Below are 22522 nucleotides of genomic sequence, written 5' to 3'. Positions count from 1 at the left end.
CCTGTTTAGACCTTGCTAACTTGTCGACGCCTAACCAGCATAAAGCACCCTGCGCCAAATAAAAGGGCGATTGAAGCGGGCTCACTGACGTTGATAGCGCCAAACTGGTAGTTATTAATTTGGCCTGTTGGCGCGTTGTAGGTTTCGCCTTGGTCATTAACTAATTCCACAAGTGGCGTGACCAAACTATTGGCAATCACGTTGCCATCTACGTGACCATTATAAAAGCTAAGCTCTGCATATGGTGCCAAGACGCTACCTTTCACGCCAACACTGTGCAGGGTTAGATCTTCAGCATCAACAAAATTAAACAAAATATTGTTAGTGTAAAGTCCATCGTGACGTTGGCCTATGTTGTTATCGTTGTCTCTATACTGGCCATTTTCTGTAAAATATTCGTTTTCCTGCGTAAATGCAGTATTGAAGAAGCCAGTATTAAACAGCTCTACCGTATCCCCGTACACATTGATAATGTTATAGCTGGTGGTAGAGAAATCGTAAACAATGTCTTTGTCGGCAGCACTGAACCAGTCAGAACTAATCGAATAGATATTCACATCATCGGAGCCAGAAAATACGATGGTGTCGAGAGTATCGATATTACTGTCATTACAACTGACTAACGCATTTGGATCTGAAGCGTCGGTACAGGTCAGTGTTGTTGTTCCATTTACGCTCATCGAAGCAAAGTCTTGAGACTGCGCCGTTACTTCATTAGCGATGGAATTAAAATCGAGATTGTCGACGTTTACTGTATTACTGGAAGACTGCACTGCGCTCCCCGAATAGCCAGCGTTATCCACGGTAAGCGTTGTACCGTATGTTATGGAGCCATTTACACCCGCTTCACGGATGGTAACGGCTTGCTCAGACTGGATATCACCGTTATTAACGCCTGCCTTCTCTAATGTCACGTCACCTTCACTGAATATACCGCCGTTTTCCACACTACCGTAGGTTACGGTGGTAGTACTACCACTGTTTAGTGCTCCATCGAACATTACGCCATTAGCACTAACCATTCCTGAAACTGTAGTTTGTCCTGCGTGAACATGGCCTCGGGTGTAAGTAAGATCGCCACCTACATAAAGTGCACTTGAGGAAAGATCGGTAGGGAGTAGAAGACCTACATCAAAGTCGTCAACCGTTAGGTTTCCACCTACGGCTAACGAGCCTTCAACGTCAGAACGCTCACCTTCGTAATCTTCAAAGATGAAAGCGTTGTAGTTAAACGCTTCGCTTAATTCAATTTTTGCTGCAGACACCTGGGGTGCTGACATTACCGCTGCAACTACAGCAGTGTAAATAAGTTTTTTGTGCATAATGGCTCCAGTGACATCAGAGTCTGGAACCGAGTTTCAACATGGTTTATCCAGACACACCGAATGGTACGATCTGAACAAAATTCGCGCGATAGCACAAGAGATACTTTGGTATAAGAGAGGATACGAAAAAGCCACCCGAAGGTGGCTTTTACTTAATTTGTATTTGATTAATAAAGCGTTTTAGCTGCTCTTTTTAACCAAAACAGATACTTTGTCGATACCAGCAATTTTAACTTGGTTCATTACTTCAACTACTGTGCCGTGCTCGCTGTCTTCGTGAGCCTGGATAGCAGCAGAATCAGTGTTGTTTTCTGCTAGGTATGTTTGCGTGTTCGCAACCACACGACGAATATCAACCTCACGGCCACCCATCGTGATAGTGCCGTCAGCAGCAATACGAATAGAAAGCGCTTTAGAAGGCTTGTCGTTTTTCGCTTGATTGTCTTCTGGACGGTTTACGTCTAAACCTTTCTCTTTCACGAACGAGGTCGTTACGATGAAGAAAATCAACATGATGAACACAATGTCCAACATGGGGGTCATATCAATCTGAGCCTCGTCTTCAGCCGAGGTATGCTTCTTTCTTTTCATCTCGTCTTCTTTCTTCTGTTACGTTCGAGCCATTTAGTATACTGCTTGTTACAAAAATATACAGACTTTTGTATAAAAACAGTGTGCTCATTAACACTTGTTGTTGAAAAAATACTCAGTTTCACGGTAATAAAACAACAAACTAGGTTTGTTTGCGTGAAATAGCGACACCTAATTGGTAAAAATACAACATCAATGCCTGATTGAGTGATGTACGCAAGTTACCATGAGGGTAAATGCCAAGTCTAGCTTCCGTTGACTTTTTTGTACCTTGCACTAAGAACGCATTTTTGATCTCGTGATCTTGAATGCAGGCTTCAAATGCGCGGGCTGCCATCTCCTGAGGCATAGCATAATAATACATTTTTAGCGCGCGATCAGCTTCTACGGATCGCACAAAGTACTCATTTGGCCTTTTTTGATCATTTAAAAACAATAACGAGAAACAATCGCTCAATTTTTGATTCAAAGGGTGAGCGTTCATTGGAGCGTTATCCAGCCACGCTTGCGTGGCGAAACTTCCGGCGGCAACGCCGTCGAACATACGAGGGGCAATGTAGTGATCAAATGCGTGAAACCACTCGTGAGCTAGAGCTCCCGCTCCTGCGTGTTTTGCTAGCGCTAACTGCCTTTTCGCGCTGTTGTAGTGGGCGCTACTGTGTTTTTGGCCTCCACTGCCAAAAGCAAGTGATAAAGAGCCATTTAAAGACAGAACTTGCTCATTAATATTAAGGATCGCAACCAGATCGTACAGCGCGTCAAAAAATAAATTGGCAGCGATCTGTTGTTCTTCCGCAGTCACCCATCTGCCAACCGTGATCGTAGCGAAATTAAACAGTTTGCGTATATCTTGAAACGATACGTCGGCACCGTCTCGGTGGCTAGGGCCGTTGCGATAAAACTGCTGATGAAGACGGCCTTTATTTTCCAACGCTGATATCCAAATGTATTAGGTAATTAAGCCATCGAGACCAATAGTTGCTCACACCAAGCTTCAATGCGGGCATCGGTTTTGTCGTATTGATTTTCATCGTCAAGAGACAGGCCGACAAACTGGGTTTTATCTTCGGTTAACGCTTTAGAGGCGGTAAACTCGTAGCCTTCGTTGGGCCAGTACCCCACAATATTACAACCCGAAGGCAATATCGCATCGTGAAGCATGCCCAATGCGTCTTGAAACCACTCTCCATAACCGAGTTGATCGCCTAGCCCGAATAGTGCAATGGTTTTACCTGCTAAATCTAAGCCGTGAACCTCTTCCCAGTGAGATTCCCAATCTTCTTGGAGCTCACCAAAATCCCAGGTCGAAATTCCAAATATGATGATGTCGTATTCGGCTGTGCGCGTCAGGTTTACATCTTTAATGTTGTGAAGGTCAACAATGTCTTCGTCAAAAAGGCTATTGAGCTGCGCTTGGATCTTTTCTGCTGCCATTTCGGTGTAGCAGGTTGTTGAGCCGTAAAATAATCCGATGGACAGTGCGCTATCACTCATTAGATACCTCTTTTGAACTAATCGTCTTTAGAAGCTGGGAATTCTACCTCTTTACCGTTGCTCAACAAAGCTTTGCACTGAACATCGGCGTTTTTCTGTGAAATTTTTAATACGCCGATGGCGCAACCGTTGAATAATTCGCCATAACCCTTGCTAGGTTCCCGTGCTTTTACCGACATATTTCGACGTCTTGTGAAAAGGTTCAGGGGCGACTTGGAGCGATAAAGCACACGGTTCAATCTATCTAGCCACTTAATTAGCCCATCCGGGAACGCGTTTTTCAATCCGCTGCAGGTGAACTGAGTGATATGGGGACTGTTTCGCCTAAAGCGTAAACGCACATCGTACACAAAGGAATAGTGCACATCTCCCGACAAGATAATGAATTCAGGCGGGGTTTTGTAGTGCCTGAATATGTTTAACATAACGTTGGCAGTACCTTTATGGGCCATCCAATTTTCTGCATCAACCGTCAGCGCCTTGCCAAAAAACGTGAATATTTTTTGAATGGCCTCAATAACTTTAACCCCATAGATGGGGGCAGCAGAGACAACGATGACAGATTCTTTGCCAATAATAGAATGCTGGAAATCACACAGCGCTTCCCAATCCATTAAGCCCGAAGGCTTGTTCATATTTGATTCACTGCGCCAGCGCTGTGTTCGCGTGTCTAATACTTCAATAGGAGGCGTGGTATCTAAGCGGTAATGCCATTGATCAAAATCTAAAAGATCGCTTATAACTTCATCGTGTGCAGTGAAGCCATCTTCACTTATCGATTCGTGTACTTTTGCGATCAGCGGCGCGACTTTTTTAGGTGCATTGCCCCAACCTTGGCATAGCAAGTAGCCAATGAGTGCATTGCCGATCATGCGTTTTGATAAAGGGTTGCCGTAAACTTCTTGCTCCCAACCTCGTGTTAAGTTCCAGTCGTCAGTAACATCGTGATCGTCAAAGATCATATAGGTAGGAATGTGCGCTAGTGCTCGGCGCACCTGGGGTAATTGCTTAACGAACCCGGCAAGCGCGTCATTTTCTTTATCGAAAATGTTCGAATACTTTTCTGGAATCCCATTTTTATCTATGGATACGTTGGTCCAAAGCGTATCGGACCACACCAGCAAATACATAGCGATGATCTCTGCACTGCCAATTAAATGGTTTTGTGCATTTACCGACGTAAACACAGGCTTTTTCTTGGCGCCAAAGAAAATTGAAGATAGTACCGTGTTGGTCGCTATTTGCGGCAGAAGCTGTTCACGTTCATAAAACCCAAATTCATGAGTTGCAAGTTCACTCGTATTACCCACCACTGCGCCCTCAAGCGCTTCGTGGTAAAGGCCTAAACGCTCTATCACACTGTGAATGGCTTTAAGCATAGGCCCTGCTACATCATCTGCGTAAATTTGATCCCCCGTCATCAACAAAAGATCGGGGAAATTCTTTTCTTTTTTAAACGCGTTCTTATGAAGCACGTCAACCTGCGCCAGCGCATCATCTTCGTGAAAGTGGGGCTTGCGGCAAGAGCCGTGCAAAATAGTTTCGGGTGTTTCAGTGTAGTGAAAGCTTGGCGAAGATTGACCATCGTAGAGTATTGCGCGCTGTTCTTTTTCCCATGCGGCTTGGGCAGACGAATCGTCAAATAACAGTTGATAGCTAATTCGCGCTCTGTCTTTAAAAGGATCAGCGGCGTAAAAAGAGATGAGGTGAATGAAGGCAAAAGACCCTACGCGTACCGTTTCACTCTGACACTCACCCGCTATTGTATGGTCACAAGACGATAGTTTCAGCGATGGTGCTTCGGCGTTACTAGTGACTACCCATATATGGCTTTCAGTAGGCGTCACTTTTCTAACTATTGGCCCTGCAATGACTTGGGGCAAGTGCTGCGTAGGAATGGCTTTCTCCTTCAATACTCGTTTTGCTAGCTAAAACACTTTTTTCGCACCTATATTGAGGCGCTTTACGATCTTGATTGTGTTTTACAGATACAAAAGCAGTCGCTAATGTAAATAACCGCTATAACCTTACTCTTTTTTGTGCATAAACGGTATGCTCGATATACTCCCTTACAATTTTTTCAGTTTTAGCTTTTGCTCTCGCTCTAGTGAGTCGAGAGGGGACTTCATATTATGCTTAAATATTTAACTGCCACCGTTTTAACCGCGATGCTGGTCACCGCATGCAGTGAGCCCAAAGATGTCATTATTAGTCCAGAACCCACCGATTTGACAGAAACAACGGTAGGGAAGTGGATCCTCGATGAATCTGGAAAAGTGATGTTTGACCCCCAAACATCAGGGCTAGTAGTGCTAGACGGACAGCTAGTAACCATTGCAGATGCAAGCGCGGATGCTACGCAGCAGTTGAAGTTACATAGCATTTCACCAGACACGGCAACGCTAAGCGCGTCTAGTATGCGCTTTTCATTCTCAAGGAGCGTGCGTCGAAGCTGCTTTTATGGCTACTTAAGCGAACAGCCAGATTTAGAAGCGTTAGCGGTAGACCCTAGAGATGCTAATGTCATCTATACCGTCACAGAAGACGCTACCCGTACTGGCGCCTTAAGCCCTCGTTGTGAAACCAAGTACGAAGATACAGGCTCTACGGACTACCCAACCCTATTGGTTAAATTAACTCGCAAGGACAATGGTGATGTTGAAATGTCAGACGTACGTCCAATACAATTTCCGAAAGAGTTCGAAGTAGGGAACTTCCCCAATGATGGCATTGAAGGCCTCACTATGGCAGAAGACGGCACTTTGTATTTGGCATTGGAAAAAGACAAAGCGGGACAGCCACGAGTCTTTACATTGTCTGTCGATAAAGACTTTTTCTCATCGAGCGATTTTGCGACCGTGAGCGAACCAGACCTACAGCTTCCTTCGTTTACCTCGGGAAATCACCCCATAAATGGCTTGGCTTTATATACGCACTCAACAGGCGCATCATATTTATTTGGCGCTGCAAGAAACGACAATGAATTATGGGTAATCGATACCACTGGCAACAAGCCAACAAAGCGCATTCCCATTATTTTTGATGTTGCCAGTGACCAGAGTTGTGAACAGTACACAATGGATAATTCATCAATGGAAGGGTTAGTCACTATTGATAGTACGCTATGGATAATTAACGATCCGTGGGAAAAGAATTACATGAAAAACGCGACATGTGAGGCGCATAAGACGCGTTATGAAGATTTAGCACCGTTACTGTTTCCGATAGAAATCAATGACGTTTGGTTTGATTAGCGTCTATCTACTCAAGATGACCTTCAAACCGAAAAAGGGTTGCTACCAAGCAACCCTTTCGTTTTAGCCAATCTGTAAACGCCGCTAAAAAAGCTGACTTTACTTATGCATCGCTGCGAAGGCGAGAAGCAAAAGTCTTTTTGAATTTTGCAAGCTTAGGTGCAACCACCATAGAGCAATACTGGTTCTGCGGATTGTTTTTGAAATAATCCTGATGATAGTCTTCGGCGTCATAGTAGTTATTCACGGCTACTATTTCAGTGACTACCGGGTCGGGCCAAATTTCTTCCTCTGTGATTTGTGCAATAATTTTTTCAGCTTCCGCTTTTTGAGCATCGTCGTGATAGAAGATTGCGCTGCGATACTGAGTACCCACATCATTACCCTGTCTGTTTAGCTGAGTAGGATCATGAAGCGCGAAGAAAATTTCTAAAATTTCACGGTAGCTGATGTTGTCTGCATCAAACGTTACTTGTACCACTTCTGCATGGCCAGTATTTCCCGTACATACCTCTTCATAGGTTGGATCGGCTTTTTCACCTCCAGCATAGCCAGAAATTGCTTTTTCTACGCCTTCGACAGTGTTGAACGCGGACTCGATACACCAGAAGCATCCGCCTGCTAAAGTGGCCACTTGTAAATTTGCCATAATAAAACCTCTCTTAATCTTTGCTTGTAGTGTGGGTGCCCCTAGGTCACAACACAAGTCATCCAAGCGTATTTTTTTATCGTATAAACGAATATTAAATAAGAATAACGTGCGACGGCTTGAAACGGTTTTAAACTGAACACGATAAGAGCGCTGATAGTGCAAGGCAAACGCGTTCTAATCTATATTTTTCCATGTTTGCATGGGCGAAACCGTCTTCGAGCGATAAGCGTCGTAAGTGGCAGAGGTAGGTAGAAGTGATTATTTTTTATGATGGTTATTGCCCTTTGTGCATAGCCGAAATGCGTCATCTACGCAAAAGAGACAAACATAACAAACTCACACTGGTCGACATTCAGGCCCCTGACTTTGCAAGTCGTTATCCAACCATGGATTGGCATGCGCTTAATGCCAGAATTCATGGCCTTCGCGAGGATGGCACCCTAATTACCGGACTTGATGTTACCCATGAAGCGTGGAAAGCAGTGGGTATGGGCTGGATCTATGCTCCGCTTCGCTGGCCTGTTATTCGTTATGCCGCCGATGCTTTCTACAATGTATTTGCAAAACATAGATATACCATTTCTTACCTTTTAACGGGTAAAAAGCGCCAGTGCGACCGCTGTGTACCGGGAGAGCCGAATGGAAAATAACGTACTTATAGTGGGCGCATCTGGCGGTATAGCGTCTGCGCTCATAGAACAATATCGCAGTGCAGGCGCAAAGGTGTTTGCAGTAAGTCGTGCAGCTGCATCTGAAAGCAACAACCTAGAGAATGTTTCGTATCATCAAATTTCTGAACAGAATGATAAGCACATTTGCGGTTTTGTAAAACAACTCGCTGAGCAAGACGTTGTGTTAAATACGGTAGTAATAACAACCGGTTTTTTGCATAACGAAAACGATGGTATTCACCCAGAAAAACGCTTAGAAGATGTCAGTGAGGAAGCCCTGACAGCGTACTTCGCGACAAATAGCATTATTCCCTCTATATGGCTTAAGCATTTAGTCAATGTTATGAGTAAAGAAGGGTCTACCCTTGTTTGCCTAAGCGCGAGAGTAGGGAGCATATCAGACAACGGGCTTGGCGGATGGTATGGCTACCGTGCATCGAAAGCCGCGCTCAATATGTTTGTTAAAACAGCATCGGTAGAGTACAAGCGCAGATTAAAAGATGTCATGCTGGTATGCTACCACCCAGGTACTGTTGATACAGGACTGTCAAAGCCATTCCAAAAAAATGTAGCCGCTAAAAAACTCTTTACACCAGAGTTTACCGCCAAACAGCTTGTTCACCACCTTTCAGCGCTTGATCGGGAGCAAGCTTGCCATTTTATTGACTGGAATGGTGAAGTGGTAACTTGGTGATACGGTCTATCATCGTTTCAGCAAGTTCAACATCAAGACTTTTTATTTCACTGCTGTTACCATGCTATTTTGGGAATGGTGCAGCGTATTGATACGCCCATAGAGGTAGCAATACAACGCGTTGACGCCACACGTGAGTCATAACAACAAACGCCATCCTAATAATAAATAATACCAGTTCGCTCGGCTTGATTCCGACGAGAATCAAGAACGAACAACAAGTACAAATTGTGAGTGCAAAAAAGTGATTGTTTTATACAAGGCTAATTTGTATGTCATAAGGCGTGACAAGCGAACTGTTATAACAATAACTCAACAAGAGGAATGGATATGAGCGGGGCCAGAGAACAGTTCGGATCGCGCATAGGTTTTATATTGGCTGCTGCAGGCTCTGCAGTGGGCATTGGTAATTTGGTGGGTTTCCCTGTCGGTGCAGCTAAAAACGGTGGTGGGGCTTTCCTTTTAATGTACGCCATTTTTGTTTTTGCCATTTGTTTACCGGTTATGCTGGCGGAGATGTCAGTGGGCCGCCATGCTAAAAAAGACCCATTAGGCGCATACAGCGCTATCAGTGGTAACGAAAAGAAGTGGAAACTTGCAGGCTGGTTTGCGATTGCCACGCCGTTTATGATTGCGGTTTTCTACATGGTTATTACTGTATGGCTTTTTGGCTATTTATTTGAAGCAGTTAGCGGAAACTTAGACAAACTAGCAGACCCCAATACCTTTGGGGTGTTTATTAATTCAGAGTCTATTTTCGTCTACATGGCTGCTGTTGTTGGTGTGGTTTACCTTATTCTTCAAGGTGGTGTAAAAGAGGGGATAGAAAAAGCGGCGAAGCTGCTTATGCCAGCACTTTTCGTAATGCTTATCGGCCTTGTTATCTTCGTACTAACCCGCGAAAATGCAATGGCTGGTGTTGAGTTTTATATTGTTCCTGATTTTTCAAAAATTACGGCGCAAGTGGTCAATGGCGCATTGTCACAAGCCTTTTTCTCACTATCGCTGGGTATGGGGATTCTTATCACCTACGGTAGTTACATCGATAAGCGTGCGGATGTACCAAGCGCAGCAAAGCTTGTTGCATTAACCGATACCGCTGTGGCTTTTACCGCTGGTTTAATGATTCTTCCTGCCATATTCTCTTTTAACCCAGATATCAACCCTGATGAGTTAAGTGAATCGTCTGTAGGTATGATTTTTACTTATCTGCCTAGTATCTTCTTAGCACTACAAGACTCCATAGGCTATATGGGCGCTTCGATAGTCGCGAGCCTGTTTTTCCTACTCGTGTTCTTTGCGGCAATTACGTCTCTAGTGTCTATTTTTGAAGTACCAGTCGCAGCACTAATGGACGAAAAAGGCGTGAGCCGTAAATGGGCGTTAGGCTCTTTAGGTAGCATTATGATTGTGCTGGCAATTCTAAGTGCATTGTCGTTTGGTAAAGTTGATATGCTGACGTCATTTATGCACTACGCAGGCGCAGATAAATCGCTGTTTGACGTAATTTACGATGTATTCTACGACACTATTTTGCCGTTAAACGGCTTGCTAATTTGCTTGTTCGTTATTTATCGCTGGAAGAGTGCTAATTTTAATGCTTCTTTGGAAGAAGGCAGCAGCGGCTATAAAGGCAGCTGGTTTGAAAAGTATGTGGATGTTTCGTTGAAAACCTTTATTCCGCTAATTCTACTTGTGATTTTTGTAAACACGGTGGCGGTGAAATACTTTGGTGTAAGCCTGTTCGGTTAAGCATGTTCACCATACAAAACTAATGTATTTGCTGTGTGCTAGCAGTAAATTCGGATAAAAAAACGGCAAGCCTGAGGCTTGCCGTTTTTGTTTCTTTTAGCGATTAGCCCTTAATTCATGGCTTTTTGACAACTTATTGGCGAATACACCTCAATGAATCTACAACCGTCTTAGCGAGCCAAGTAAACATACAAGCATAAGCCTTAAAACATGCTATAGGGGTCACCATAGGTAGGCGAGATGTTAAGCCTTTCCCAACTTTGCGTAGCGTCGATAACCTTGCCGCCAGGTTGAGCTTCTGTATCAGAAAAGTGTGGTGTGTCTATACCCATCGCGTTAGCTGCATCTACATAATAAATACCGCGCTTAGGGTGAGATAAACTGCAAAGGTGTATAACGTCGTTTAGCGGCTTGTCGCAAATAATCGAGGTTAACGCAGACACAATGTCGTGCACATGGACAAGGTTAATTCGTTTATTTCCTGCATCCAACTGTCTTCCACTTAATGAACGAGCTGGGTGACGATCTGGACCTACTAAACCCGCTAAGCGAACAATACTGATATTAGTTTGGTCTCGCTTAGACATTAAATGGTTTTCAATAGTCACGTGGGCTTTCGCCGACGCAGTTTGTGGGTTCGTGTCACTTTGTTCCGTAAGGACGTTATTCGTGTCATCGCCGTAAACCGATGTGGTACTGATAAAAATAATGTGCGCGACGTTTGCGCTTAGTGCAGCATCAATAAGTCGCAGCATATTTTCAGTAAATGATTCGAGGTTGGTGTTTCTTCTACCAGGGGGAATATTTAACAATAACGTCGCGTTTTGTAAGTGGCTACATAGTACTGATGTATCATCGCCCAGTGCATATTCTATGGCGGTGACACCTTGTTTCTTTAACGCGAGGCGTTTCTGTTGGCTTCGAGTAGTGCCTATAATATTGACCTTACCTGCCAGTGCGTTGCCTACATAGCCGGCTAACCAGCCATAGCCACTAATTACTACATTCTGAGTCATCGATTAAATTCCCCTTTTGTTTAGGGCTTAAGAGTACATCAATCGGGGTGCGGATGTCGTTAATATGCCTACCATTAACTGAAAAAGCAGAAATCTGAAAGAGGTGAAATATTCAAAAGTTAAATAGCGACCGGTATAAAAACTAAAAACCGACTGGTTTTTCAGTCGGTTTTCAAAATAAGTGATACAGAAAGGTAAGTAGTTTGTTGTAGCGGGTTTAGTTCGTGAGATTACTCGACTACATTTTCATTTCTTCGTTGTGGCCGTGTTGCTCATGGTGATCTCTGTGATCAATATCCAGCAGGTTCAAGTCATCAAGCCCTGATATAGATGCCTGCATCTTACCTTCGGCATAGTCGGCTTTCTTCAGCACTTTACACAAAGCCTCGCCTTTTTCTTCCAGCAAAGCGGCTTGGCTTTCCAAGCGATATTCTAAATCTTCACCCCAGCGCTCCATCTTTTGTTCAAACTCAGACATATCACCCCCTTCCCACAGCATTTGTGTGCCAACCGCGATAAGAATCCGGCCCATAGATTCACTGATCAAAGATTCAATTTGTGTTTCAAACTCTTGCTCCCAGCTCTCGTCAAACCAGCCTGGCTCGTCAAATTTCGTTGAATCTACGCGAATATTGCCCGCGTCATCATAAAATGAGGTGTTTAATTTAGTTTCTAGTGAGTTGAACAATTCATTGAAATCATCACCCATTTGGTCACCGCCCAGCAGTTCAGTAAACACTTCAGTCACTGCTACGTTGGCAATTTGCAGTCCTTCACTGGCAATGGTAAGAGTCATAGGAATAGCAATATCAATGTTGTTGTAGTATTCACTTACCCATCGTTGCTGTTCTCTGTCTAGCGAAACTGACTCGCCATTAATGGTCATATTGTGTTGAGCATCAATGGTCATTACTGAACCATTGTCCATCTGAACCGTGAGGTCGCCTTGGTAATACTGAATATGGCCATCTAGCTCCATGTCGCAACTGTTGTTCTGAAAGCTTGTGTCATGCGCGAATGCGTGGCCACTTATCAAAGCACTGGTAACGGCAACAGAAAGTAGTAGTTTGTTAGACATTGTTCATTCCTTAATTTAGGTGTAACACATTAACTTTGTTCTAAACGCTGCGATGGGGTGTAGGATCACTATCAAATAAACACTAGCGTTATTCGCTGATATATCTTTACTATCTTTACTGTCTTTACTAGAGCAATGGCCTTGCCAAAATTTAAAGTTAATATTTTTCAGTGGGTTAGGTTTTGAGAGCGGTTTTTTAGAGCAATTTTAAATTCACTATTTAGTGAAATTGCTAATTAATTAGTAGTTTTGACTAAGATCAATTAATACCAATAGCGATACATTTAAGCCAATCCAAGCATGGTTAAATCTTATTTATTGGTGCATAATACCGCCAATATTTTTAAGGGGTTATCACAATGGCTGATTGGATTAATGCAATTATGTTTGGTGTTGCGCTAATTGCCTTTACGCTAGGGCTAAGCAGCATCGTTATGGGCTTTATGACTGCTAAAGCAGGTGCTGAAGGTATGCAGGAAAAAATCGAGTATGGTTTTTTTGGCGTTACTGGTTTAGTACTTTGCTTACTGATGGCCTACGCACTGGCTTAAGCGATAAGCATTATGAAAAAACCGGCTATTACAGCCGGTTTTTTTTCGCCCTTAAACAACAGTGATGTAAGTTCTACTAGCCGTTGTCATTGCGGCTGTGTTCGCTTTTGTCCTGCGCTTCTCTTGGCGCCCTTACTTATCTTGGTGTATTGGCACTTTCGTCATCAATACGGTGTTGAGCAGGTTCCTGTCGGGCATCGTTTCCTTCAGAGCTGTTAAACACGCTATGTTCACGATGGGCAAGCAAGGATAAGTGCCCATCACGTTGATAAGCGCGTAAGTCGAACAGGTCTAGCATGGCCATGACATGGTCAAAAATATCTGCCTGAACTTTCTCGTATTTAACCCAGTCTTTTTGAATACTAAAGCAGTATATTTCTAACGGTAAACCAAGCTCATTAGGCGGCAACTGCCTAACCATAAGAGTCAGTTCTTGGTTAATATCTGGGTGTTTACGTATATAAGCCTCTAGATACGCCCTAAAAGTACCAATGTTGGTAAGGCGACGGTTGTTCAACAGATCCGATTCATCAATAGAATAATCTCTGTGATAGGCACGAAGCTCGTTCTTCTTTTTCTCGACATACTCATTGATGTAACGAATTTTCGAAAAGCGCTCTAGCATGTCGTTGTCGCAAAGCTTGATAGAGTGCACATCGATATATATTGCGCGCTTAATTCTACGACCACCAGACTCCTGCATGCCCCGCCAATTTTTTACCGCTTCAGTGGTAAGGCTATATGTCGGTAACGTGGAGATGGTCTTGTCCCAGTTTTGCACTTTAACGTTGGTCAGGCCTATCTCGAGTATTTCCCCATCTACTTCATACTTAGGCATGGCAATCCAATCGCCCGTATTAAACATGCGGTTGGCGGCTATTTGAATGCCGGCAACAAAGCCTAGAATGGTGTCTCTGAAGATGAGTAGTAAAACAGCTGCAATGGCGGTTAAGCCAGACACAATAAGCAGTGGGCTTCTATCTACAATCAAAGAAATACTAAGTAGTATCGTAATGATCGCGAAGGCCAGTTTCGTTACTTGAATGAAGCCTGTAATAGGGGCGCGCCGAGATAGGGCAGAAGCATTATAGACATCTTCTACTGTACTTAGCATGGCATACAAAGCTAATAGCCCACTATACAGCATGTAAAGTTGTGCACTCTTTATCATCATTCCGTGTATGACAGCTTCATCGTCAATGAGAACGGGGGTGGTAACGTAAATAAAGAGAGCTGGGAAGAGATGCATTAAACGCCTAAAGAAGCCGTGTTCTTGTAGCGCGTTATCCCACTTATTATTCGACTTATATACCCAGTTGGCTATTTGAGGGCGCACTAGCAGGCGCGCAACCACGTAGATAAGGATTGCTACGAATAGTATAGAGCCTAGAGCAAGCAAATTGTAAAGCGGATCTTCAGTGGTTAAATTAGGAAAAACGTCTTTAACCAAATGAATGAAATGATCGCGTACTGAAGCACTGACTTCCATTATTTACGACTCCAACAATTTCTTTATACGGTTGTCTTTATTTTCCCACAGACCATTTAACCAGTTTTGGAAATAAAGACGAAACTCAGACTCAGTGCGTTCTGATTCTTGTTGTAGCTCTGGCACTGGGGTAACGTTTACGTCGATAACGATTTTTGTCATCTGTCCGCTTAGCATTGCCATCATGGGGTGACGTTTATTTTCAGGGTAAAGTAGCGAGATATCTAGCACGTTAGTAAATAGCTCACCCATAGCTGAAAGCGTGAAAGAAACCCCGCCCGCTTTTGGTGGCAGTAAGTTTTCGTAAGGGCTTTGCTTAGATAAATGCTTTTGCGTTGTGAAGCGCGTTCCTTCCACAAAGTTGATGACGGTAGTAGGAACCGTTCTAAACTTTTCACAATACGCTTTAGTGGTTTCTAAGTCCTTGCCTTTCTTGTCTGGATTTTTTTCCAAATATGCGCGGGTATATCTATGCATAAAGGGCATGTCGAGCGCCCAAGCGCCTAACCCAACAAAGGGTAACCAGATGAGCTCTTTCTTAAGAAAGAACTTAGGCGCGGGAATGCGGTGTGTGGCAAATTCAATAAGTAGAATAATATCTAGATAACTTAGGTGATTAGCGATAATTAGATACCAACTGTTTTTTGAAAGCTCACCATGAACCGAACACTCAATATCAACCTTATTAAATAGCCTGATTAACAGCACACTGATACGCCCAAAGCTAAACATTAGGGCATGCATAACCTTGTTCCAGGCAGTTCTAATTCTTCCATTTGGTAACAGCAGTTTTACCAAGCCAAGTAGAATAATTAGTCCGCCCCATAGAGCGAGGTTCAGAATTTGCAGCGTGGTGTGCAAAACAAAAATAAAAGGCGCAAGTACTACACGGATCATAATGGTTTCTGAGTTGCGTTAAGTGAATCTAAAAGCTGATCTTTGGCGTGCCATTGTTCATTTAGCCACGTTTGAAAACGGGCGCGAACTTGCGGATCATCAAAGTAACTATCGTTGAATACGCCATTTTCCATAATGTCTTTAATAGGCATAACCTTTATATTTACGCGGATGTCGCGCACTTTGCCACTCACGAAGTCCCAAAAAGAAGGAACGCCGTTAGGGTAGTCTATTGTGACATCTATCAATTTATGTAGCTGGTCACCCATGGCCGATAACACAAAAGCAATCCCGCCTGCTTTGGGCTTAAGAAGATGCTGAAAAGGCGAGTTCTGCCTATCGTGTTTTCCCTGCGTAAAGCGGGTGCCTTCTACAAAGTTCATAATACTAACGGGCTTGTTGCGAAACTTCTCGCACGCTTTGCGTGTAGTTTCCATGTCCTTTCCTTTGAGATGCGGGTTTTTAGCCAAGAAAGACTTTGAATACCGCTGCATAAATGGGAAGTCGAGCGCCCACCATGCCAATCCAAGAATTGGTACATAGATTAGCTCTTTTTTAAGGAAAAACTTTAAAAAAGGGATTTTTCGGTTGAATACACGTTGAAGAACAAGGATATCGACCCAAGATTGGTGGTTAGCAACGACGAGATACCAATCATCTCGGGTAAGTTTTTCTAGTCCGTTTACCTGCCATTTGGTTCGACCGCTGATGCGCTGATTAAGGTTGTTTACACCAATCCACGCGGTAGCGCAGGCATCGAGCAAATAAGAGATGAAGCGTCGCCACGGGGTTATGGGGATTAATTTAAAAATCGCGAGAATGAATATAGGCGTTGACCACAAAACTGTATTCAGGAAATAGCAGATAACCGAAATAGTGCCAACAATATGATGCAACAGGGCTTTTACCATTGTACTTACCTCAAAAATTAGGCGCTTAGTGTAAACGAACTTGATCTAAAATCCGATAGAGCCTTTACTGATTCCACAATAAAGGTGCAATTTTACGAATTCAAGGAGCTGAAATGGAGCTAATTGGCGAAAATAAAGCATTTGGGGGCCAGCATTTGCGCTACACCCACAAAGCTGAAACCACACAATGCGATATGACTTTCGCAATTTTTCTACCCCCATTTGCCTCTAGAGAAAAGCCGGTGCCGGTATTATATTGGCTATCGGGGTTAACCTGTACCGATCAAAACTTTATGCAGAAAGCGGGGGCAATGAAGCTTGCTGCAGAACTGGGTATGGCCATCGTGGCACCTGATACTTCACCTCGTGGTGAAGGTGTGCCCGATGATGAAGAAGGCGCTTATGACTTCGGTCTAGGAGCGGGCTTCTATGTAGACGCAACTCAAGCTCCGTGGGACAAACACTACAACATGTATAGTTACATTGTTGATGAACTGCCAGCGCTTATCGAAAGCGAATTTCCTGTAACTAAAGAGCGAGCAATTAGCGGACATTCTATGGGCGGGCACGGGGCGCTTGTTATCGGCATGCGTAACCCAAACAAATTTGTTTCAGTATCAGCGTTTAGCCCAATCTCGAATCCGTCAGATTGCCCATGGGGAGAAAAAGCACTAGGCAGATACCTAGGTGATGGCAAGGCAGCATGGAAGGACTACGACGCATCTTTGCTGTTAGCAAGCAAAACCCATAGTGTGCCTTTGTTGGTAGAGCAGGGCACAAAAGATGAGTTCTTGCACGAACAGTTAAAGCCTCAGTCTCTGGTACATGCTGCGCAGCAATCAGATACGCAGCTTACGCTAAATATGCACGAAGGTTACGATCATAGCTATTTCTTCATTGCATCGTTTATTGAAGAGCATTTAGAGTTCCATGCGGGACATATGGGCCTAATTTAAGCGTGTTCATTTAAGTTAAGAAGTGCACTAAAAAGCCGGAACAAGTTCCGGCTTTTTGTATTATTTTGCATAAAAGGCTGTAAATTACTTGAGCTTTCTTGCAAGTGAGATGAACTCATCAATCGCAACGGGTCGCTGATATAAATACCCTTGGCCGTATGCGCATTGGTGATTCTGTAGAAACTGCTGCTGTTGTGGCGTTTCAATGCCTTCAGCAATTATTTTGATATTTAGATTATTCGCAAGCCCTAGAATCGCCTGAACGATAGCTTGGTCGTCGGTGTTCTTCTCTAGTTCGCTTACGAAAGAGCGGTCAATCTTAAGCTCATCAATGGGCAACTTTTTCAAATAGACAAGTGAGCTAAAGCCTGTACCAAAATCGTCAATTGATACAGTAATACCCATAGCTCTAAGTTCATTTAGTAATATGGATACTGTTTCCAAGCTCTCAATGAATACGCTCTCTGTAAGTTCAATCGAAAGGTTAGAACCGAAAAGCTGGTGGTCTTCCAGGGCATTCTTAATTTGGTTTAGTAGCGCTAAATCTGATACTTGTCGGCCGGATATATTGATAGCTAACCTGATATCTAGGTTAGATGCCTTTAGTGCCTCAATGGCGGCACAAGCTTCATTAATAAGCCATTCGCCAAAGGGAAAAATGAGCTCACTTTTCTCTGCTAATGGTATAAAAACTTCCGGCGAAATAAACTTACCTTCTGGTGTTATCCATCGCGTTAACGCTTCGCACTTGACGATTTTTCCAGTGGAAAGGTCAACAATAGGCTGTAGGAATAGTTTTAGCTCATTGTTTGCAATCGCTCGCCGCAGTTCTGATTCAAGTTCGTAAATAGCATTATGCTGACTATGCAACTCTTCGCTGTAAACTAACGAGATGTTTCTGCCCTGATATTTAGCAGCTTGAAGTGCGACATCTGTACATTGAAGTAATGTTTCTGCTGAAGAGCAATCTTGCGGAAAACTTGCTTCACCAATGTTAATACCTAAATTAGGCTCGCTGCCGTTAAGCACGGTGTAGGTCTTGGTTAGCTTGCTCACAAGCTGTTTTACGTACTCGCTGCTACTTACATCTTTAAACGTATCTATTCGTTTTACGAGTGCGAACTCGTTACTGCCAATCCTTGCAATAAACCCGCTATTTCCAACAAAGGCCTGTAGCCGCAAAGCAAATGATTTTAAGATTTCATCCCCAGATTGGTAGCTCAGCGCCTCATTAATCTTTTTGAAATCGCAGATATCAATAATAAATAGCTTAAAAGGAGTGTCTTCCTGAACTAACCGTCTTACCGTATCGGTGAACAAATTCCGATTGGCTACTTTGGTTAATGAATCCATGCCGCTGGCAGTAAGCACACTTTCTTCTTTATTATGTATGTGCGTGATGTCAGTAAACAAATAAACCCAATGGGTGAGCTCTTCGCCATGTAATACAGGGTGGATAGTGACCTGAAGCCAAACCTTATAATCGTCTACCGGTTGCCAGTATATTTCGCCTTGCCACGGTGCTTTACGTTGCACTAATGCGGGTAGAAAAGTAGACGGCGCGTCGATATCTTTGATTAGCTCCATGATACGTATAGAGCTTGGTGTAGTGCTATTACACAACAGAAGCCGGTGTGAAGCTTTGTTGTCTAAAATTAACGCCCCTTCATTATCTAAAATAACAACACCCGTTTCTAAATTATGAATAGCTTGCTGTATAGGCGGCACGAGCTTTTGTAGTCGAGTGTTTTTGCGCAGCACATTATTTAATCTATGCCTAATGTATTCGTGCTGTCCTACAATTTCATGGTGACTTAACAGCAATTCACGGGCAGCTTGAAGCGTCTGTTGTTTTTCATCAAATTGTTCTTCAACGTTCTTGACCACTAGATAGCGAGAGCCAGAGCCGCTATTTATAGCCAGGGCTTCAAGACGCAAAAGCTGATTTTCGTTTTGTTCGGTCCAAAAACCGGAAGATAGGGTGAACGACGTTTCTCCTTTCCAAACCTCATCAGCATCGAAAAAGAAATCATCTAAAAAGATCGATGGAACGTGCTTTTTTTGCAGCTTATTGTTTTCGTCAAGCGAAACTACGTTCAATAACCATGGAAGTTCCGGTGTTAAACACGTGATGTCGTCTTCAGAGTTACACTTAAACAACGCGCAGTTAGTTATGCCCAGCGCATTTAATAAATGGATATCCATGGCATTCTCCTACCAAAACGCAATTGTACTGAATAAGTTTTCTACATTTTCACCGGTTTTCGCACTTGTTTTAGTAAGTGAAGAAAATCTCTGTGCGTAATTATTCAGCTCTTCTTCACTCCAATGCCAGCTAGTGGGGAGGTCAGTTTTATTCACTACGAAAAAGGCGGGAATGTCGGGGTAATGCTCGCGTGCAAGGTCAAGGATTTCTATACCCTCAAGCAAAGATTGAGAGCGAGTTTGATCAACCACAATAATATAAGCACTGGCGCCGCGAAGGTAGCGGGGATTAAAGCCGCAGTATCTATCAATACCCTCTAAATCCCAAAGGAGAAGCTGAACACCTCGGCCTTCTTTATTGACTTGTTTTTTGTCTATTTTTACGCCAATAGTTGTCTTGTACTTTTCGGAAAAAATACCTTCGACAAACTGCTTTACTAGGCTTGTTTTACCAACACCAGTGGGCCCTAGAATACAAACTTTTTTCTGTATCACCGCAAAGCTTCCTTACTATTGCTCACTGGATATTAAAACATTTAACATAACTGAACGCCCCATTGATGCCTTCTGCAATGGCAGCTCTCCTAAGCTTACGGGTATAAGGATATCACTTTCTACACCAAGTGAAATTAATGAATTCACAACATTCTCTGCTCGTTTTTGGCTCAAGGCACGATTGCGTGCGCTTGAGCCTGAATTGTCACTGGCACCCATTACAATAATACTCACAACAGTATTTGTTTTATCCGCAAGCATTAATAGTTGTTTTATATCGTTTGCCAGTGTCTCTAATTTTGCTAACTGTACTTCAGAAAGCGCTTCTTGGTTAGTAGCAAAAAGTACATTTTGTGAAGAAACTTTATTAACGAGTCGGTTTAACGTTGCTTTTTGAAGCGCAGCATCATCAACGTTATAAGCCGGTTTTACGTTTAGGGCAGTAGTGTCTACGGAAACTGCTGATATACCTGGGATTGCGCTTATTTGCTGAGTAAGGTCTATCGCGGTTGTGTTATACACGGCTCCTGATATCAGGAATCTGCGGTTTTCCTCTTTTTCTATAGTTATGCTTTCAAGCTCGTTGAGTGGGTACTGGTTCACGAGCGTTTCAAGTTTACGCTCTACCACACTTGGTTTTAAAGAGACAAAGGGCTCTTCAATTACCGTGACCTTTTCTGCATCGATTCCATTGTCGCTGAACCATTGATCAATGCTGGTGGAAATAGGGTCGCGCAGTACTTTTGTATGTACAATGCCATTTGATATATAGGTATCGGTGACAATGATACCAGGGGGAGGCGTAAGCTCGTGCAGCTCGCTCTTTAAAATACTTAGCGATAGTCGCATGAAAGAAAGTACCGCTAAGGCGATGAAGATTACCAAAAGCACGGCAGCGCCTATCAAGCGTTTTGACTTTTTGCCTTCGCCTTCTTTTCTTTCGCTGACCAAGCAATCCGCAAGGATAGTTTCGCATCCCTCAAAAGGGGCATTGTCTCCCTCATAATTGACTAATGGTTGTTGGTAAAACTGATGAAAATCTTCCAAAGCCTGCTGAAGCTTACCGCGAACCTCAGGAGGAATACTTCCCGTTACCGCTGCGACAAGTAACGCTTGAGGGCCAATTTTAATCAACAGCGTAAAATCTTCTGTTTTAATCTCGCCCAGCTCGTTATCAGACTCGGTAGCGGTGACACCAAACGCATCTGCAACAAAATCATTGATAGCCACAAGCATTGATGAAATGAGATCCGCATCTTTTTCTTTATCCGGATCTGAGGAGATACTGTGAAGTAACGTGCCGGTTTCTCGATGAATGACGAGCAGCTGTTGAACTTGATACTGGTAAATTTGTGAAGCAACATATTCAGAGTATTTAACGCCAGACTGCCAGGCTTTAAAGCGCCACGAGATACTTTTGGGGCTAAAGCTATTCTCGATTAATGCATTGGTTCGCTCAACAAACTCAACGAGAAATGAAGAAACGGCTTTTCTTACTAACGTACCGACCAACGGGTAAAGTGTGCCTACAATCTTTTCACTGTTAGCTTCAATAGAGCGGTGCAGTGATTTTTCGACAAGGGGAACAAGAACTTTGTTAACCGAGCCATCTTTTGTTTCCCGTTCAAATAATGCTTCAGAAACAACATTGCTCACAAAGCCCTTTGCATCGCGATCAAGCTTCTGTTGAACGAATTTGTCATCTCGTCCAATAAGTAGCTCTCTGACTTTTTCAAGAGAGTTGTCCGGCAATTCAGACGACGGCACCTTGTCACTCATTAATTAATGATCAGTAGCGAGGTTGGTTGCCATGGTTGAAAGTAAGTTTGCCAGTGTTTTCCTGTCAGTTTTACTCTCTGAAAGCTCGCTAGTAACTTGCTGAAGCTTTTCTAACAACTCTTGATGACGCTTGCTAAACAAGTTGTCTAGTGACTCCAATTCTTTCACTACATGAGCTTCTAAAGCGTCGTTGTCGTTCTTCGCTGATGTTTCAGCGATTTCCAGTTCACTTTGCAGCTTATCGGTAGTGTGCTGAAGCTGTTCTTGTACGTTACTGTTGTTGTCATTAGCGCTGGCTAGCTGATTAGAAAGCTCTGAGATCTGATCATCGATAAGTTTACGTATATCACTGAACTGATTATCAAGATGCGTGTTTAATTTAGCGAAGCTTTCATTTACACGAGACTCAAGGGCAGAAAGATCTGCGCGAAAAGCACGGTTTGTTTGACCAAACAATATTTCTCTAAGTTGAGCAAGTTCGTCAGCTGGTTGGGGAGCGCTCTGCGTTGCGTGTACGTCTTGCGCTTGTTGATCCTTCGGCTTCTTGTCCGCCATAAAATGTCTCCGGAAGGTGCAGTACTTTTGCTTTCAATAGCGAGTAATCTGCGATCACATTTTTATTTGTGCTAATAATTACGGTTATTACTTTATACAATAGCCGCTAATTACTTATTTTGAAATACGCTAAAAGCATAATAGTGGTAAATACCTA

At 43.3% G+C, this 22522-nt stretch carries 21 protein-coding genes; 6 read left to right on the top strand and 15 right to left on the bottom strand.

Features of this window, described 5'->3' with window-relative positions; genetic code table 11:
• Nucleotides 1-5: 5 nt before the first annotated feature.
• The 5 genes from PCAR9_RS16795 to PCAR9_RS16775 form a co-directional block, all read right to left on the bottom strand.
• A complete protein-coding gene (locus PCAR9_RS16795; RefSeq protein WP_179984606.1) occupies nt 6-1322 on the bottom strand; it encodes a choice-of-anchor A family protein in 1317 nt (438 codons plus the stop codon).
• Between the two features lie 183 nt (nt 1323-1505).
• Nucleotides 1506-1916: an ExbD/TolR family protein gene (locus PCAR9_RS16790; protein WP_136783761.1), complete on the bottom strand. Its 411-nt coding sequence runs from the start codon at nt 1914-1916 to the stop codon at nt 1506-1508.
• A gap of 142 nt (nt 1917-2058) precedes the next feature.
• Nucleotides 2059-2847, bottom strand: a complete 789-nt coding sequence (locus tag PCAR9_RS16785; protein ID WP_179984605.1) for a CLCA_X family protein — start codon at nt 2845-2847, stop codon at nt 2059-2061.
• A gap of 26 nt (nt 2848-2873) precedes the next feature.
• The gene (gene fldB, locus PCAR9_RS16780) at nt 2874-3410 is read right to left on the bottom strand and encodes a flavodoxin FldB (RefSeq protein ID WP_179984604.1); all 537 of its coding nucleotides are present in this window, start codon (nt 3408-3410) and stop codon (nt 2874-2876) included.
• A gap of 17 nt (nt 3411-3427) precedes the next feature.
• A complete protein-coding gene (locus PCAR9_RS16775) occupies nt 3428-5293 on the bottom strand; it encodes a metallophosphoesterase family protein (protein WP_179985265.1) in 1866 nt (621 codons plus the stop codon).
• 249 nt (nt 5294-5542) lie between these two features.
• On the opposite strand from PCAR9_RS16775, the gene PCAR9_RS16770 reads away from it, so the two are divergent.
• Nucleotides 5543-6664: a hypothetical protein gene (locus tag PCAR9_RS16770; protein ID WP_179984603.1), complete on the top strand. Its 1122-nt coding sequence runs from the start codon at nt 5543-5545 to the stop codon at nt 6662-6664.
• Nucleotides 6665-6767: 103 nt separating this feature from the next.
• Here PCAR9_RS16770 and msrA read toward each other — a convergent pair whose 3' ends face one another.
• The gene (gene msrA, locus PCAR9_RS16765) at nt 6768-7313 is read right to left on the bottom strand and encodes a peptide-methionine (S)-S-oxide reductase MsrA (RefSeq protein ID WP_179984602.1); all 546 of its coding nucleotides are present in this window, start codon (nt 7311-7313) and stop codon (nt 6768-6770) included.
• 257 nt (nt 7314-7570) lie between these two features.
• Here msrA and PCAR9_RS16760 point away from each other — a divergent pair, with 257 nt between their 5' ends.
• The 3 genes from PCAR9_RS16760 (at nt 7571) to PCAR9_RS16750 (ending at nt 10433) form a co-directional block, all read left to right on the top strand.
• A complete protein-coding gene (locus PCAR9_RS16760; protein WP_179984601.1) occupies nt 7571-7966 on the top strand; it encodes a thiol-disulfide oxidoreductase DCC family protein in 396 nt (131 codons plus the stop codon).
• Nucleotides 7956-8681, top strand: a complete 726-nt coding sequence (locus tag PCAR9_RS16755; RefSeq protein ID WP_179984600.1) for an SDR family NAD(P)-dependent oxidoreductase — start codon at nt 7956-7958, stop codon at nt 8679-8681. The genes PCAR9_RS16760 and PCAR9_RS16755 overlap by 11 nt, the downstream gene beginning before the upstream one ends.
• Before the next feature lie 330 nt (nt 8682-9011).
• Entirely contained in the window at nt 9012-10433 is a 1422-nt protein-coding gene (locus PCAR9_RS16750; RefSeq protein WP_179984599.1) for a sodium-dependent transporter, read from the top strand.
• A 203-nt stretch (nt 10434-10636) separates the two neighbouring features.
• Here the strand turns inward: PCAR9_RS16750 and PCAR9_RS16745 are convergent, their stop codons facing one another.
• Both PCAR9_RS16745 and PCAR9_RS16740 read right to left on the bottom strand, forming a co-directional pair.
• Entirely contained in the window at nt 10637-11449 is an 813-nt protein-coding gene (locus tag PCAR9_RS16745) for an NAD-dependent epimerase/dehydratase family protein (protein WP_179984598.1), read from the bottom strand.
• Between the two features lie 238 nt (nt 11450-11687).
• Entirely contained in the window at nt 11688-12527 is an 840-nt protein-coding gene (locus PCAR9_RS16740) for a DUF2884 family protein (RefSeq protein WP_179984597.1), read from the bottom strand.
• 359 nt (nt 12528-12886) lie between these two features.
• On the opposite strand from PCAR9_RS16740, the gene PCAR9_RS16735 reads away from it, so the two are divergent.
• Complete coding sequence (locus PCAR9_RS16735) at nt 12887-13078, top strand: hypothetical protein (RefSeq protein ID WP_014950735.1); 192 nt, start codon at nt 12887-12889, stop codon at nt 13076-13078.
• A 136-nt stretch (nt 13079-13214) separates the two neighbouring features.
• Here the strand turns inward: PCAR9_RS16735 and PCAR9_RS16730 are convergent, their stop codons facing one another.
• From PCAR9_RS16730 to yihG (PCAR9_RS16720), 3 genes are read right to left on the bottom strand one after another with little or no spacing between them, the layout of a single operon-like run.
• On the bottom strand, nt 13215-14567 hold the full coding sequence (locus tag PCAR9_RS16730) for a mechanosensitive ion channel family protein (RefSeq protein ID WP_179984596.1): 1353 nt from the start codon (nt 14565-14567) through the stop codon (nt 13215-13217).
• A gap of 3 nt (nt 14568-14570) precedes the next feature.
• The gene (yihG, locus tag PCAR9_RS16725; RefSeq protein ID WP_179984595.1) at nt 14571-15464 is read right to left on the bottom strand and encodes a 1-acylglycerol-3-phosphate O-acyltransferase, YihG family; all 894 of its coding nucleotides are present in this window, start codon (nt 15462-15464) and stop codon (nt 14571-14573) included.
• Entirely contained in the window at nt 15461-16375 is a 915-nt protein-coding gene (gene yihG / locus PCAR9_RS16720; protein ID WP_179984594.1) for a 1-acylglycerol-3-phosphate O-acyltransferase, YihG family, read from the bottom strand. The genes yihG (PCAR9_RS16725) and yihG (PCAR9_RS16720) overlap by 4 nt, the downstream gene beginning before the upstream one ends.
• A 113-nt stretch (nt 16376-16488) precedes the next feature.
• Here yihG (PCAR9_RS16720) and fghA point away from each other — a divergent pair, with 113 nt between their 5' ends.
• A complete protein-coding gene (fghA, locus tag PCAR9_RS16715) occupies nt 16489-17331 on the top strand; it encodes an S-formylglutathione hydrolase (protein WP_179984593.1) in 843 nt (280 codons plus the stop codon).
• An 84-nt stretch (nt 17332-17415) separates the two neighbouring features.
• Here the strand turns inward: fghA and PCAR9_RS16710 are convergent, their stop codons facing one another.
• Genes PCAR9_RS16710 through PCAR9_RS16695 form a run of 4 tightly spaced genes read right to left on the bottom strand, consistent with a single transcriptional unit; the run spans nt 17416 to nt 22365 of the window.
• On the bottom strand, nt 17416-19536 hold the full coding sequence (locus PCAR9_RS16710; protein ID WP_179984592.1) for a putative bifunctional diguanylate cyclase/phosphodiesterase: 2121 nt from the start codon (nt 19534-19536) through the stop codon (nt 17416-17418).
• 9 nt (nt 19537-19545) lie between these two features.
• Nucleotides 19546-20031 (bottom strand): Rab family GTPase, encoded by a 486-nt coding sequence (locus PCAR9_RS16705; protein WP_179984591.1) that lies wholly within the window; start codon nt 20029-20031, stop codon nt 19546-19548.
• 15 nt (nt 20032-20046) lie between these two features.
• Nucleotides 20047-21810, bottom strand: a complete 1764-nt coding sequence (locus PCAR9_RS16700) for an OmpA family protein (RefSeq protein WP_179984590.1) — start codon at nt 21808-21810, stop codon at nt 20047-20049.
• Nucleotides 21811-21813: 3 nt separating this feature from the next.
• Nucleotides 21814-22365: a hypothetical protein gene (locus tag PCAR9_RS16695; protein WP_179984589.1), complete on the bottom strand. Its 552-nt coding sequence runs from the start codon at nt 22363-22365 to the stop codon at nt 21814-21816.
• Nucleotides 22366-22522 lie beyond the last annotated feature (157 nt).

The organism is Alteromonas macleodii, from assembly GCF_903772925.1.
Taxonomy (GTDB): domain Bacteria; phylum Pseudomonadota; class Gammaproteobacteria; order Enterobacterales; family Alteromonadaceae; genus Alteromonas; species Alteromonas macleodii_A.
Note: the sequence above shows the minus strand (reverse complement) of the source record. Positions and strands in the feature narration are given on the sequence as shown.